The following is a 13,617-nucleotide window of genomic DNA, read 5'->3' on the forward strand; positions in this document are numbered from 1 at the left end:
TCGCTTCGTTAATCCGGCAGGCGAAGTTGTTTCGGATTTTCCGTATCGCCCGGCAGGCCAAGCGCCAGCGCGGCGAAATCAAACAGCGCCGGGTCGGCCAGATGCGACGGCCGCACGTTCATCAGCGCGCGGAACATCACCTGCCGCCGGCCGGGACTGCGGGTTTCCCAGTCATCCAGCAGTTTCTTGACCTGCGCGCGTTGCAGGCCTTCCTGGCTGCCGCACAGATCGCAGGGGATGATGGGGTAGTTCATGGCCCGGGCGAAACGGTCGCAATCCGCCTCGGGCACAAAGGCCAGCGGGCGGGCCAGGAACAGATCGCCCTCTTCGTTCACCAGCCGCGGCGGCATGGAGGCCAGCCGCCCGCCGTGGAACAGGTTCATGAAGAAGGTTTCCAGAATGTCATCGCGGTGATGGCCCAGCACCACCGTGCTGCAACCTTCCTCGCGCGCGATGCGGTACAGGTTGCCGCGCCGCAGCCGCGAACACAAACTGCACATGGTGCCCCCCGGCGCGATCTTCGAGGTCACCACCGAATAGGTATCCTGATACTCAATCCGATGCGGCACGCCCATCCGCGTCAGAAACTCGGGCAGCACAGTGGCCGGAAAGCCGGGCTGGCCCTGATCCAGATTGCAGGCCAGCAGGTCCACCGGCAGCAGGCCGCGCCATTTCAGCTCGGTCAGCACCGCCAGCAGGGTATAGCTGTCCTTGCCGCCCGAAAGGCAGACCAGCCAGCGGTCGCCGGGGCGGACCATGCCATATGTCTCGATCGCCTCGCGCACGTTCTGCACCAGCCGCTTGCGCAGCTTGCGGAACTCGGTCGACTTGGGGGCCCCGTGGAACAGCGGGTGAATATCGTCCGAAAGCTCATCGTCCAGCATGGCGGCTCCTGCGGGGGTCTCGCGCCCCTTAGGGCGCGGGCGGGGCTTGCGTCAAGAACCGCCCTGCCGGCGGCTGCGCAGCTTGGCGAAATAGTCGATCCGCTTCTTCAGCTCACGCTCGAAGCCGCGTTCGGGCGGGGTGTAAAGCACCGGCCGCTTCATGCCTTCGGGGAAATAGTCCTGCCCCGAGAAACTGTCTTCGGCGTCGTGGTCATAGGCATAGCCGGACCCATAGCCGATGTCCTTCATCAGCCGGGTCGGCGCGTTCAGGATGTGGCGGGGCGGCATCTGGCTGCCGGTCTCGCGGGCCAGCGCCCGGGCCGCCTTGTAGGCGGTATAGACCGCGTTCGACTTGGGCGCGAGCGCCAGGTAGACCACCGCCTGTGCCAGCGCCAGCTCGCCTTCGGGGCTGCCCAGACGTTCATACGTTTGCCAGCCCTGCAGGCATACGTCCTGTGCCTGCGGATCAGCCAGCCCGATATCCTCAACCGCCATGCGGGTGATGCGGCGGGCCAGAAAACGCGGGTCTTCGCCGCCCTCCAGCATCCGCGCAAACCAGTACAGTGCGGCATCGGGATCGCTGCCGCGCACCGATTTGTGCAAGGCCGAGATCAGGTTGTAATGCTCATCGCCCGACTTGTCATAGCGCGCAGCGCGGCGCATCAGCCGCCGGGCCAGTTCGTCGCGGTCAAGGTGATGGTCCAGCCGCCAGGCCGCCACCTGTTCGATCAGGTTCAGAAGCGCCCGGCCATCCCCATCGGCCATTTCCAGCATCGCCTCGCGCGCCTCGCCCTTCAGCGGCAGGGCACGGCCCAGTTCCTTTTCCGCCCGCTGCGCCAGCCGTTCCAGATCAGCCAGATCAAGCCGTTCCAGCACGATCACCTGCGCCCGGCTCAGAAGTGCCGCGTTCAGTTCGAAACTGGGGTTTTCGGTGGTGGCCCCGACCAGAAGGATGGTGCCATCCTCCATATGCGGCAGGAACCCGTCTTGCTGGGCCTTGTTGAAGCGGTGGATTTCATCGACGAACAGCAGCGTTCCCCGCCCGTTCTGCCGCCGGATCTTCGCCTGCTCGAACACCTTTTTCAGATCGGGCACGCCGGTGAAGATGGCGCTGATCTGCACGAAGGCCAGATCGGTTTCCGCCGCCAGCAGCCGCGCGATGGTGGTCTTGCCCACTCCCGGCGGCCCCCACAGGATCAGCGAGGACAGCGACCGCGCCGCCAGCATGGCCCCCAGGGGGCCATCGGGCGACAGCACCGACTCCTGCCCGATTACCTCGGCCAGCGACTTGGGCCGCAGCCTGTCGGCCAGCGGGCGGGGCGCACCTTGCCGGGGCGCGTTTGCGGTGTCGAACAGGTCTGCCATGGCGGCAGTCTAGGCCTCGGCGCCGGGAATCTAAAGCCGGAAGCGCAGGCGCAGCGTCTGACCACCGCGGATCAGGTCGATCTGCCAGCGCCGGGCCTGTTCACGGCTGGCCGCAAGCGCCTCGTCCGGGGTGGTGACCATCTGGCCGTTCAGCGCCACCAGAATATCACCGGGCCGCAGCCCCACGTCACGGGCAACCCCATCAACCGCGGTGACCGCCACGCCGCTGGCGCCCAGTGGAAGGCCCAGTTCGGCCATCACGGCCGGGTTGATCCGCGCCAGGCTGGCCCCTTGCAGCACCACCTCTTCCGTTACCGTGACCGCCTGCCGGTCCGGGGTATCGGGTGCGGGGCCCAGCGTGACCGAGGTGGTGGCCTCAACGCCCTTGTGTAGATAGCGCACCTCTTGCGGGCCGCTTCCCAGAACCGCCAGCCGGAACATGAATTCCTGCGGCGTGTTGATGGCAGCCCCACCCAGCGACAGCACCACATCGCCCTCCACCAGGCCGGCGGTGGCAAAGGGGCTTTGCGGGTGCAAGGTTGTGACAAGCACCCCCAGCGGACGGTCCATACCAAGGGCTTCGGACAGGCTGCCGTCCACCTCTTGCCCGCCGATGCCGGCCCAGGGGCGGTTGAACTGCGTGGCACCGGCCTTGGCCTGTTCCACCACCCTCGCCACCAGCGCCGAGGGGATGGCAAACCCGATCCCGTTCGATCCGCCATCGCGGGTGACGATGGCGGTGTTGATGCCGATCAGCCGACCTGCCATATCGACCAGCGCCCCGCCCGAATTGCCGGGGTTGATGGGCGCATCGGTCTGCACGAAATAGCCTGTCCCGTCGCCCACCTGCAGCGCCGAGCGGGCGAGGCCGGAGACGATGCCCGAACTGACGGTCTGCCCCACGCCGAACGGGTTGCCGATCGCCAGCACAAGGTCGCCCACCTGCAGCGCCTCGCTGTCGCCCAGCGTCAGGGCGGGCAGCGGCTCATCCGTGGTCAGTTTCAGCACCGCAAGGTCGATCTGCGGATCGCCCAGCAGCACGGTTGCGGCATATTCGCGGCGGTCGGCCAGAACGACCCGGATGTCGGTGGCATCGGCCACGACATGATAATTCGAGACGACGATCCCGTCCTCGGACACGATCACGCCCGAGCCCAGCGAATTCTGCACCCGCGGTTTCGTTGCACCGAATTCCTGAAAAAACTGGTCAAAGAACGGGTCACCGGCAAAAGGGCTGACGCGGTCCTGCACAACCTGCCGGGCATAGATGTTCACGACGGATGGCGCAGTCCCTTTCACCACCGGCGCAAAGGACAGGGCAATTTCGCCCGCGCTGGACGGCACCGCCGTTTCGGCCAGGGCCGACAGGGGCAGAACGGTGGCCAGCGCCAGGGCCGGCAGAAGAAGACGCTTCATTGGACGGTTCCCGAATGATCTGGCGTTGCGGCGCACAGTTTTCACGCGCGACGGGCGATCAGGCAACAGCCCAACCGACACATTCGCGTGCTTGGGCAAAGATGGGGCCTTCCCACCGGGAAGGCCCCGTTCGAACCCCACCTGACCACCCCTGGTCAATGCAGCTTGGTCGCCATCGAGATCGAGACGCAGACCGAGTTCATGCCCCCGGTATCCATCACCGGACCGACAGGCACGCAATCAAGCCCCACCCGCCGCGCCAGCCGGGGGCTGTGCTCGGGGATGATGCCAAGAAGCGTGGTGGCGCCCAGACTGCGGGCAGAAACCACCATCTCGTGGATAAGCTGCATCTGCACCCGCAGCCTTTCGGCCGCCGGAACAGCATCGGACACGAACACCCGGCTCGATTCCCAGATGTAGGGATCGACGGGCGCCTCGAAGTTCAACAGATCCCGCGGGATGGTTTCCAGCAGGCCCAGTTGGGCATCGCGGATCATGTAACTGTAAACACCGCAGCGATGGATCGTGGGCGTCAGTCGCACCCCCGCCATCACCTCGCCATGCCGGTGCACCGCAACCCAGCGGCTGGCCGGCGTGTCGTACTGGTCAAACTCCATGCCGTCCGCCTGCGGCAAGTCCCACTTGTTATGCTGGATGAACGTCCGGTGGCGGGCCCGGAACATATTGGCGAAAAGCTGCCCGTGATTGTGAAGGTTCTCATATGAGAGGGTCGTAACTTCCATTGCCTTTCTCCTTCTCAGGTGGGTGGGTAAACCTTTGAAGGGGAACGGCCCCGGTCAGAGCAGTCTGTACTCCCGTGCCTTACGGATGGCCTCCGACGTGGTGCGCGCCTCAAGCCGCGTTCGCGCCGACTGGAGGCGCGCCTTGAAGGCGCTTTCCGTGATCCCGAGCTTTTCCGCCGCTGCCGAGTGCCGATCCCCGTTCGCGACGCATTTCAGCGCCTCGATCTGGGCCTTCGACAGGTCCGATGGCGGCTTGGCGGCAACATGGAGCTGAATGGTCAGCTCTCGCAGGGTTTCAAGCTCGTCATCGGTGAACTCGCGATCGGCGCGGGCGACACCCACAATGGACCGCGAGGTGATCGGACCATAAGAAGAGACCGCGCCGTAGCTAAGCCCATGAGCCGCGGCCTTTTTCAACACACCAAACGGGTCCGGCAAGGGGATCGAGCTCCATCGCGTCGTTCCCTCGACACCGATGCCCCAGAACACAAGCGGGTCGCGCAAGTAATAGGAATGAAGGTTGTAGTGTTCGACCCAACGCGCCGGATATGAGCTTTTGTAGACCATCGGCGTGGCAAACCGGATATGCAATCCGACCGAATACCCCATGGGAGCAAGCTGTTCGAGCTCATCCAACAAAACGCTTACGACCTTCCGCTCGGACATTCTGCACCACTTCCAGAATCCCGCGATTCTACCTGTGATTGATTGTCACCGCGGGAGTTACGATATCAAGAAAATTTGCCCGACCTGCCGGCCGACGCCACGCTTGCCCTGCGTTACAAACAGAAAAAAGCCCGCCGGGAAAGCGGGCTTTTGCATCTTTCGGGCGAAATGCCTTATTCGGCGTCTTGCGCCTCAAGGCGGGCCAGATCCGCCGCGCCCTTGGCGCTGGTGTCACGATCAACGAATTCGATGATCGCCATCGGGGCCATGTCGCCATAGCGGAAGCCGGCTTTCAGCACGCGCACATAGCCGCCCTGACGGTCCTTGTAGCGCGGGCCGAGAATGGCGAACAGACGCTCAACATACTGGTCCTGCTTCAGTTGCGCCGCGGCCTGACGGCGGGCGTGCAGGTCGCCGCGCTTGGCCAGCGTGACCAGCTTTTCGATGATCGGACGCAGTTCCTTGGCCTTCGGCAGGGTGGTCTTGATCTGCTCGTGCTCGATCAGCGAACCGGCCATGTTGGCGAACATCGCCTTGCGGTGTTCGTGGGTGCGGTTCAGTTTGCGGTAGCCGCTAGAGTGACGCATGGAAATCTCCTATTCGCGCGTTTTGCTTTGTCCGGCAGGGCCTACGATTGACCCGCTCACCTTGGGCTTTCGCCATGTTTTCCCCGGCAGATCCGGGCATTTGTCGAATGGGGTGCGCTGACGCGCACCCCGAAAGTTCAGAACTGGTCTTCGAAACGCTTCGCCAGATCCTCGATGTTCTCCGGCGGCCAGTCCTCGACATCCATGCCAAGGTGCAGACCCATGCCCGAGAGCACTTCCTTGATCTCGTTCAGCGACTTGCGGCCGAAGTTCGGGGTGCGCAGCATCTCGGCTTCGGTCTTCTGGATCAGGTCGCCGATATAGACGATGTTGTCGTTCTTCAGGCAGTTGGCCGAACGGACCGAAAGCTCCAGCTCGTCCACCTTCTTCAGCAGCAGCGGGTTGAATTCCAGACCCGCATCCACTTCGCCGGCCTTGGCCGACTCGGGTTCTTCGAAGTTGACGAAGATCGAGAGCTGGTCCTGCAGGATACGCGCGGCATAGGCCACGGCATCTTCGGGCGTCAGGCTGCCGTCGGTTTCCACCTTCATCGTCAGCTTGTCATAGTCCAGCACCTGGCCCTCGCGGGTGGGCTGCACTTCGTAGCTGACCTTCTTCACCGGCGAATAGATCGCGTCGATCGGGATCAGGCCGATCGGCGCATCTTCCGGGCGGTTCTTGTCGGCCGAGACATAGCCCTTGCCGGTCGAAACCGTCAGTTCCATGAACACATCCGCACCTTCATCAAGGTGACAGATCACATGGTCCTTGTTCAGAACCTCGATCCCGTTCGATTCCGAAATCGCGGCGGCGGTCACGACGCCCGGCCCCTTGGCCGAGATCGACAGGCGCTTCGGCCCCTCGACATCCATCTTCAGCGCCACGCCCTTCAGGTTCAGGACGATGTCGGTCACATCCTCACGGACGCCCGCCACCGACGAGAATTCGTGCAGCACGTTGTCGATCTGCACGCTGGTGATGGCCGCGCCCTGCAGCGAGCTGAGCAGCACACGACGCAGCGCATTGCCCAGCGTCAGACCGAAGCCGCGTTCCAGCGGTTCGGCGATCACGGTGGCGACCCGTGCCGGGTCTGCCCCCGCCTTGACGACAAGCTGCGTCGGCTTGATCAGTTCCTGCCAATTCTTGTGGATCATGGACTAGCCTCCATTCCTGCCTGCACCCCCATGGTCCGATGGGGTGGGGCGCCCGAGGGTCTTTCAAAACGTGAACCGGGCCACGCGAAACGCATGGCCCGGCAGTATTTCCAATACGTCAGACGCGACGGCGCTTCGGCGGACGGCAACCGTTGTGCGCCAGCGGCGTCACATCGCGAATCGAGGTGATCTGGAAGCCGACGGCAGCCAGCGCACGCAGCGCAGATTCACGGCCCGAACCGGGGCCCTGCACTTCAACTTCCAGCGTCTTCACACCATGTTCCTGCGCCTTGCGGCCGGCGTCTTCGGCGGCCATCTGGGCGGCATAGGGCGTCGACTTGCGGCTGCCCTTGAAGCCCATCGTGCCGGCGGACGACCACGAGATGGCGTTGCCCTGCACGTCAGAGATCAGGATCTTGGTGTTGTTGAACGAGCTGTTCACATGCGCCACACCCGTGGCGATGTTCTTGCGTTCCTTGCGCTTGGTGCGCGCGGCGGCGGCCTTGGGATCACGTGCCATTGTCTCGCGCTCCTCTTATTTCTTCTTGCCAGCGATGGGTTTCGCCGGGCCCTTGCGGGTGCGGGCGTTCGTATGGGTGCGCTGACCGCGGACCGGCAGGCCCTTGCGGTGGCGCAGACCACGGTAGCAGCCCAGGTCCATCAGCCGCTTGATGTTCATGCTGACTTCACGGCGCAGGTCGCCTTCGACGGTGAGGTTCGCGTCGATGTATTCGCGGATCGACAGCACTTCGGCGTCGGTCAGCTGGTTCACGCGGCGGGCGCGGTCGATGTTCAGCGCGGCGCAGATCGCCTCGGCGCTATGGGCACCGATGCCGGTGATGTACTGAAGCGCGATCGGAACCCGCTTCTGGGTGGGGATATTGACGCCAGCGATACGTGCCACGCCGTCTTTCCTTTCGTTGCGGTTCCGTCCTGCCAGAACCTTTTTTCACAACCGCCCCGGGCGCAACCGCCCCGGACAACGATCTTCCCGCGAACGGGAAACCACGACACGGGCGATTCCGCATCGGGACGCCGTGCAATATGGGCTTTTGCCACGCCCGTCAAGGGCGACAGGCGGCATTTTCAAGCCTTGTCAAGAACTTTCGCAATGGCCGCTGCAACAGCGTCCATTTCTGCCAGGCCATCGACCGGGCAAAGCTGCCCCTTGGCGTAATAGTAGCCAATCAGCGGCGAGGTTTTCTTGTAGTATTCCATCAGGCGGGTTTTCAGCGCCTCTTCGGTGTCGTCGGCGCGGCGCTTCATCTGATGCCCGCCACACACGTCACAGGTGCCGGGCACCTTGGTCGGCCGGGTATCGTCATGATAGACGGCGCCGCAGGTGCCGCAGGTGTAACGCCCGGTGATCCGGCGGACCAGCGCGGTATCATCGACCTGCATCTCGATCACGGCATCCAGCTTCTGGCCGATCTGCGCCAGCAAGGCCTCCAGCGCATCGGCCTGCTTCAGCGTGCGGGGAAAGCCGTCGAAGATGAAGCCGCCCCCGGCTCCCTTCTCCAGCTTTTCCTGGATCAGGCCGATCACCACCTCGTCGGTGACCAGCTCGCCGCGGTCCATGATCGCGGCAACGCGCTTGCCCATTTCGGTGCCGCTGGCCATGGCGTCGCGCAGCATGTCGCCCGTCGAAAGCTGCACCATCTGCCGCGTCTCTTCCAGACGCTTGGCCTGCGTGCCCTTGCCCGCGCCCGGCGGGCCAAGAAGGATGATGTTCTTGGCCATGGTGTCAGCGACGGGCGGGGGCTTTGGCGGCCCCACGGCGTTTGCCGCGAAGCTGCGATTTCTCGATCAGGGCTTCATACTGGTGGGCCAGCAGATGCGACTGCACCTGGTTGATCGTGTCCATCGTCACCGACACTACGATCAGCACCGAAGTCCCGCCAAAGTAGAACGGCACACCAACCTTGGAAATCAGGATCTCGGGCAGAAGACAGACGGCCGCCAGATAGGCCGAACCCAGTACAAGGATACGGTCGACCACATATTCCAGGTATTCCTCGGTCTTCTTGCCGGGACGGATACCGGGAATGAAGCCGCCTTGCGTCTTCAGGTTCTCGGCCACCTCATCGGTCTTGAAGCTGACGTTCGTGGTGTAGAAGTAGCTGAAGAACACGATCAGCGCGGCCAGGAAAACCAGGTGAAGCGGTTGGCCATAGCCCAGATAGGCGCTGATGAACGACAGGACCGGATTGGTGCCCTGCCCCGAGAAGGTGCTGAGCGTGGTCGGCAGCAGAAGGATGGACGAGGCAAAGATCGCCGGGATGACGCCCGCCGGGTTAACCTTGATCGGCAGATGCGACGAGCCGCCATCATACACCTTCATGCCCACCTGACGGCGGGGATACTGGATATGGATCTTGCGCAGCGCGCGTTCCATGAACACGACGAAGGTGATCACGGCGATGACCATCAGGATGATCCCAAGGATCACCGGCGTGGACAAGGCGCCCGACCGGCCCTGCGCCAGGAACTGCGCGATGGCGCGCGGAATTTCCGCTACGATGCCGACGAAGATGATCAGCGAGATGCCGTTGCCGATACCGCGGCTGGTGATCTGTTCGCCCAGCCACATCAGGAACATCGTGCCGCCGACCAGGGTGATCACGCATGACAGCGTGAAGAACAGCCCCGGCGTATGGGCCAGATCGCCGGCCTGGATCGACATCGCAATGCCGTAGGACTGGAAGATTGCCAGCGCCACCGTGCCATAACGGGTGTACTGGTTCAGCTTCTTGCGCCCCTGCTCACCCTCTTTCTTCAGTTGCTGCCACGGGCCGTACATGGTGCCCAGAAGCTGCACGATGATCGAGGCGCTGATATAGGGCATGATCCCCAGCGCGAAGATGCCCATCCGGCTGATCGCGCCGCCGGTGAACATGTTCAACATGCCGCCGATGCCCTGACCGGCCTTCTGCATGAACTCGCGCAGCGCATCGCCGTCGATGCCCGGAACCGGGATATAGGTGCCAAGCCGATAGACGATCAGAAGTCCGATCGTGAAGAAGATCCGGCTGCGAAGATCGGTTGCCTTGCCAAGCGTGCCCCAGGAGAGGTTCGCTGCCATCTGTTCTGCGGCGGATGCCATAAGGTGCCCTTTTGCATGGACAACGCCGCCGGAACCGTTTTCCGGTCCGGCGGCGCGCTGGAAAACTGGGGATGATGTAAGCGACGCAAGCGCCGCTCACAACCTCTTATTCAGCGGAAGCCGCAACCGTGATGCTGCCGCCCGCGGCCTTGACCGCTTCGATGGCAGAGGCCGAGGCGCCCGTGACCTTGAGGGTGATCTTGGTCTTGATCTCGCCCTTGGCGAGAATACGGATGCCATCGCGCTTGTCCGAGGTGAGGCCGGCCGCAACCAGTGCGTCTTCAGTGATCTCTTCCTTGGCGTTCAGCTTGCCGGCGGCGATGAACTTCTCGATCAGGCCAAGGTTCACGACGGCAAAGTCCAGACGGTTCGGCTTGGTGAAGCCGCGCTTCGGCAGGCGGCGGTACAGCGGCATCTGGCCGCCTTCGTAGCCACCCAAAGCCACGCCCGAACGGGACTTCTGACCCTTGATCCCGCGGCCGGCGGTCTTGCCCTTGCCCGAACCCGGGCCGCGCGCGACGCGCTTCTTCTTGCGGGCAGCACCTTCGTTGTCACGAAGTTCATTCAGTTTCATGTCGCATCTCCTTGGCCGGAAGGGCCCCGCCTGCGACGGATGGAGCCAACTCGGCATTTCTTGTTGATTCTCGCAGCCCTTTCGGGCCACCGCGGGCCCTTACACCCTTGGCCCCCGTCAGGCAAGCAAGTTGAGGTGTCCGGCGGTGGGCGGCCCGGTTGCCGTGCGCGGCGGATGCCTGCCTTTCGCGCAGGTTGCAAGGGAGATCACAGTCGCTGCCGGAAAAGGCGCCCCGAAAACGTGCTCTAGGGATAGCGGTTTACAGGCGGCTTTCCGCTATATTTTCCCGGCCGGTCAGCAAAGTGCTGCTTCCCCGCCACAAGATGAGCTACTCGCGCAAACCCCTTGGAAAATACGGGTTTTCCACACAGCATCCCTGTGCTAGCGTGAGTGTCGGCAGAAATGAGGCCCCGCCAACAGGGGCCCGATACAGGCAAAGGGATAGGCGACGTGGTATCGCTGATCGGGCGGGGACTCCGCATCCTTTCTATTTTCGTGGCGCTTCTGGCGATGCCCTTGGCAATGCCGGTCAGCGCGGCCCCCTATGCCGCCATCGTGATGGATGCGCGCACCGGGGAAACGCTTTACGCAAAAAACGCCGACACGAGGCTGCACCCGGCCTCGCTGACCAAGATGATGACGCTGTATATCGCGTTCCAGGAAATCGAGGCGGGCCGGCTGTCGCTGGACACCATGGTTACCGTTTCCAAGAACGCGGCGGCACAGCCGCCGTCGCGGCTGGGGCTGAAGGCCGGACAGAAGATCGCCATGCGCTACCTGATCCGCGCCGCGGCCATCAAGTCGGCCAATGATGCCGCAATGGCGATCGGCGAACACATCGGCGGGTCGCAGGCGGCCTTTGCCAAGCGGATGACCAAGACGGCGCGTGCGCTGGGGATGAAGAATACCACCTTCAAGAACCCCAACGGCCTGACTGCCGACGGCCACCTGTCCACGGCCCGCGACATGAATGTGCTTGGCCGGCATCTGTTCTATGATTTCCCGCAGTATTACGGCATCTTCTCGCGCCGCACCGCCGATGCGGGCCTTGCCACGGTGACCAACACGAACAGCCGTTTTCTGGACGGCTACGAAGGCGCCGACGGCATCAAGACCGGCTATACCGGCGCCGCCGGCTTCAACCTGACCGCCAGCGCCAAGCGCGGCAACAAGCGCATCATTGCCACCATCTTCGGCGGCACTTCGACCGCGCAGCGCAATGCCAAGATGGTTGAGCTGATGAACATGGGCTTTGGCATGGCCAAGGGCAATGTGCGCGAGAAGGCGCCGGAAGCGGCCCCCGTGCCGGCGGATGCGCTGGTGGCTACGGCCAATCCGGCGATTGACGAACCCGATGTCGAAGGCGGTGCTGCCAAGACCATTCGTGTTTCGGGCGAAGTGATCCGGTCGGTCCGTCCGAAGGCGCGGCCAGGCGCGGGCAATACCGATGCGGCCGTGGCCATGGCCGCCGCCGAACCGGCGCCCGAACCCCCGGCACCCGAAGTGCCCGATTCGGTTTCGGCCGCCATTGCCGCAAGCGTGGCAAGCGCGCTGGCCGAGGCGACCTCGGCCCCCGAAGGAACGCTGGACGCACAGGCGCAAGCCCTGGCTGTTGCAGCCGAAGACGGTGCAGCCCCGGATCTTGCCGCCGAAGACACTGCGGTTGCACTGGCTGAAGTGCCCCCGGCCCCCGCCGCCCCTGCCCCGGCTGCGGGCACGCTCGAGGCGCAGGCCGCAGCCTTGGCTGCCGGCGCGGCGCCTGCCGAAACACCCGCCCCAGCCGAAGGCACGCTTGAGGCTCAGGCGGCGGCGCTGGCTGCGGCCCCGGCTGCCGTTGCCGAACCGGCCCTGCCGACCGTCCGGCCGCAGGCCCGCCCCGAAAAGCTGGCGGCAGCCCCCGCAGGCCAGCCCGAGGCAGAGGTTGTCGTGGCCGAGGCCGAAACCGTTCTGGAACAGGTCGTGCCCATGGCCGAGGCCGCGCCGGCGCCGGTTGAGCTGGCGGTTGCGGCCCCTGAACCCGCGGCGCCCGCCCCCAAGGTGACCGCCGTCGAAACGGTTTCCGCCCGCGCCAGCGACCTGCCCGAAACGACCGAAGCGCCGGTCACCCGCAAGGCGCCGATCTTCGATCCGGTGCAGGTGGCGGCCGCCGAACCGGCCCAGACCGAGGCGGAAGCCGATGCCGATCTGGTGGTGATTGCCAAATCCACCTCGGGCGGGGCGCATTGGGGTGTGAACGTCGGCGCCTTCACCTCGCGCGCCGAGGCAGAGCGGGCGCTGATGAAAACCGCCCTGGCCGAAAGCGCCACGCTGAACGGCGGGCTCAAGAAGACCACCCAGAAGGGCGGCGCCTGGCGGGCCTCGTTCCTGGGGCTGACCGAGGATCAGGCCGATCTGGCCTGCCGCCGGCTGCGCGCCCGGGGCATGGAATGTGAAGCGATGGGTCCGGGCTGATGGGGTTCGTGCTGCCGCCGCCGGCCCCGCCGTCGGTGGCCATCGCAGGGTCGGACGACCGTTTCGCCGTGCGGCGCATCTATTGCGTGGGCCGCAACTATGCCGAACACGCCCGCGAGTTCGGCAATGATCCCGACCGCGACCCGCCGTTCTTCTTTCTGAAGCCGGCCGATGCGGTGGTGGACAGCGGATCGACCCTGCCCTACCCGCCCGCGACCGCCGATCTTCATTACGAGGCCGAGCTGGTTGTCGCGCTTGGCGCTGGCGGCAGCGATGTGCCGGAAGCGGCGGCGCTGGCGCTGGTCTGGGGCTGTGCCGCCGGCAATGACCTGACCCGCCGCGACCTGCAGGCCGAAGCCAAGGCGATGCGGCGGCCCTGGGACATGTCCAAGGGTTTCGACGCTTCGGCCATTGTCGGGCCTCTTCGGCGCGGGCCGGTGCCCGAGGGGCGCATCCGCGGCCTGCTGAACGGCACGGTTCGGCAAGAGGCGAAGCTGTCCGACATGATCTGGCCGGTGGCGGGGGTGATCGCGCATCTGTCGCGGCTGGTGACGCTGGCGCCCGGCGACCTGATCTTTACCGGCACGCCCGCCGGCGTGGGCGCGATGCAGCGCGGCGACAGTTTCAGTGTCGAGATCGACGGGCTGGCGCCGGCGATTGTCACCATCGGCTGA

The 13,617-nt window shown here is 64.6% G+C and carries 14 protein-coding genes; 2 read left to right on the forward strand and 12 right to left on the reverse strand.

The window, feature by feature from the left end; translation table 11 throughout:
• Positions 1–8: 8 nt before the first annotated feature.
• The 12 genes from ttcA to rplO all read right to left on the reverse strand — a co-directional run bounded on the left by ttcA (position 9) and on the right by rplO (position 10,492).
• Positions 9–884: a tRNA 2-thiocytidine(32) synthetase TtcA gene (gene ttcA, locus B6K69_RS08155; protein WP_108643433.1), complete on the reverse strand. Its 876-nt coding sequence runs from the start codon at positions 882–884 to the stop codon at positions 9–11.
• Between the two features lie 51 nt (positions 885–935).
• Complete coding sequence (locus B6K69_RS08160) at positions 936–2,249, reverse strand: replication-associated recombination protein A (RefSeq protein ID WP_108643434.1); 1,314 nt, start codon at positions 2,247–2,249, stop codon at positions 936–938.
• A 30-nt stretch (positions 2,250–2,279) separates the two neighbouring features.
• A complete protein-coding gene (locus B6K69_RS08165; RefSeq protein ID WP_108643435.1) occupies positions 2,280–3,665 on the reverse strand; it encodes a trypsin-like peptidase domain-containing protein in 1,386 nt (461 codons plus the stop codon).
• Between the two features lie 155 nt (positions 3,666–3,820).
• Positions 3,821–4,408, reverse strand: a complete 588-nt coding sequence (locus tag B6K69_RS08170) for an acyl-homoserine-lactone synthase (protein WP_107673913.1) — start codon at positions 4,406–4,408, stop codon at positions 3,821–3,823.
• Positions 4,409–4,462: 54 nt separating this feature from the next.
• Positions 4,463–5,074, reverse strand: a complete 612-nt coding sequence (locus B6K69_RS08175; protein WP_108643436.1) for an autoinducer binding domain-containing protein — start codon at positions 5,072–5,074, stop codon at positions 4,463–4,465.
• 173 nt (positions 5,075–5,247) lie between these two features.
• The gene (gene rplQ / locus B6K69_RS08180; protein ID WP_108643437.1) at positions 5,248–5,661 is read right to left on the reverse strand and encodes a 50S ribosomal protein L17; all 414 of its coding nucleotides are present in this window, start codon (positions 5,659–5,661) and stop codon (positions 5,248–5,250) included.
• A gap of 137 nt (positions 5,662–5,798) precedes the next feature.
• A complete protein-coding gene (locus tag B6K69_RS08185) occupies positions 5,799–6,815 on the reverse strand; it encodes a DNA-directed RNA polymerase subunit alpha (protein ID WP_107673916.1) in 1,017 nt (338 codons plus the stop codon).
• 118 nt (positions 6,816–6,933) lie between these two features.
• On the reverse strand, positions 6,934–7,335 hold the full coding sequence (gene rpsK, locus B6K69_RS08190) for a 30S ribosomal protein S11 (RefSeq protein ID WP_107673917.1): 402 nt from the start codon (positions 7,333–7,335) through the stop codon (positions 6,934–6,936).
• Positions 7,336–7,350: 15 nt separating this feature from the next.
• Complete coding sequence (gene rpsM, locus B6K69_RS08195; RefSeq protein WP_107673918.1) at positions 7,351–7,719, reverse strand: 30S ribosomal protein S13; 369 nt, start codon at positions 7,717–7,719, stop codon at positions 7,351–7,353.
• A 182-nt stretch (positions 7,720–7,901) separates the two neighbouring features.
• Positions 7,902–8,555 (reverse strand): adenylate kinase, encoded by a 654-nt coding sequence (locus B6K69_RS08200; protein WP_107673919.1) that lies wholly within the window; start codon positions 8,553–8,555, stop codon positions 7,902–7,904.
• A gap of 4 nt (positions 8,556–8,559) precedes the next feature.
• Positions 8,560–9,918, reverse strand: a complete 1,359-nt coding sequence (gene secY / locus B6K69_RS08205) for a preprotein translocase subunit SecY (protein ID WP_107673920.1) — start codon at positions 9,916–9,918, stop codon at positions 8,560–8,562.
• 106 nt (positions 9,919–10,024) lie between these two features.
• A complete protein-coding gene (rplO, locus tag B6K69_RS08210; RefSeq protein ID WP_107673921.1) occupies positions 10,025–10,492 on the reverse strand; it encodes a 50S ribosomal protein L15 in 468 nt (155 codons plus the stop codon).
• A gap of 510 nt (positions 10,493–11,002) precedes the next feature.
• Here rplO and B6K69_RS08215 point away from each other — a divergent pair.
• Positions 11,003–12,943, forward strand: a complete 1,941-nt coding sequence (locus B6K69_RS08215) for a D-alanyl-D-alanine carboxypeptidase family protein (protein ID WP_228156853.1) — start codon at positions 11,003–11,005, stop codon at positions 12,941–12,943.
• Positions 12,943–13,617 carry a fumarylacetoacetate hydrolase family protein gene (locus tag B6K69_RS08220; RefSeq protein ID WP_108643439.1) on the forward strand — a complete coding sequence of 225 codons (675 nt, stop codon included), beginning with the start codon at positions 12,943–12,945 and terminating at the stop codon, positions 13,615–13,617. Before B6K69_RS08215 ends, B6K69_RS08220 begins: the two co-directional genes overlap by 1 nt.

Origin of the sequence: Pseudogemmobacter blasticus (assembly GCF_003071405.1) — a bacterium.
In the GTDB taxonomy this organism is placed as follows: domain Bacteria; phylum Pseudomonadota; class Alphaproteobacteria; order Rhodobacterales; family Rhodobacteraceae; genus Pseudogemmobacter; species Pseudogemmobacter blasticus.

Bases quoted from the DNA above. Each gene is read 5' to 3' on its own strand.
- rplQ (WP_108643437.1), bottom strand. From the start codon at position 5,661: ATGCGTCACTCTAGCGGCTACCGCAAACTGAACCGCACCCACGAACAC.
- B6K69_RS08165 (WP_108643435.1), bottom strand. From the start codon at position 3,665: ATGAAGCGTCTTCTTCTGCCGGCCCTGGCGCTGGCCACCGTTCTGCCC.
- B6K69_RS08175 (WP_108643436.1), bottom strand. From the start codon at position 5,074: ATGTCCGAGCGGAAGGTCGTAAGCGTTTTGTTGGATGAGCTCGAACAG.
- secY (WP_107673920.1), bottom strand. From the start codon at position 9,918: ATGGCATCCGCCGCAGAACAGATGGCAGCGAACCTCTCCTGGGGCACG.
- rplO (WP_107673921.1), bottom strand. From the start codon at position 10,492: ATGAAACTGAATGAACTTCGTGACAACGAAGGTGCTGCCCGCAAGAAG.
- B6K69_RS08170 (WP_107673913.1), bottom strand. From the start codon at position 4,408: ATGGAAGTTACGACCCTCTCATATGAGAACCTTCACAATCACGGGCAG.
- ttcA (WP_108643433.1), bottom strand. From the start codon at position 884: ATGCTGGACGATGAGCTTTCGGACGATATTCACCCGCTGTTCCACGGG.
- B6K69_RS08220 (WP_108643439.1), top strand. From the start codon at position 12,943: ATGGGGTTCGTGCTGCCGCCGCCGGCCCCGCCGTCGGTGGCCATCGCA.
- rpsK (WP_107673917.1), bottom strand. From the start codon at position 7,335: ATGGCACGTGATCCCAAGGCCGCCGCCGCGCGCACCAAGCGCAAGGAA.
- B6K69_RS08185 (WP_107673916.1), bottom strand. From the start codon at position 6,815: ATGATCCACAAGAATTGGCAGGAACTGATCAAGCCGACGCAGCTTGTC.
- B6K69_RS08200 (WP_107673919.1), bottom strand. From the start codon at position 8,555: ATGGCCAAGAACATCATCCTTCTTGGCCCGCCGGGCGCGGGCAAGGGC.
- B6K69_RS08215 (WP_228156853.1), top strand. From the start codon at position 11,003: ATGCCCTTGGCAATGCCGGTCAGCGCGGCCCCCTATGCCGCCATCGTG.
- B6K69_RS08160 (WP_108643434.1), bottom strand. From the start codon at position 2,249: ATGGCAGACCTGTTCGACACCGCAAACGCGCCCCGGCAAGGTGCGCCC.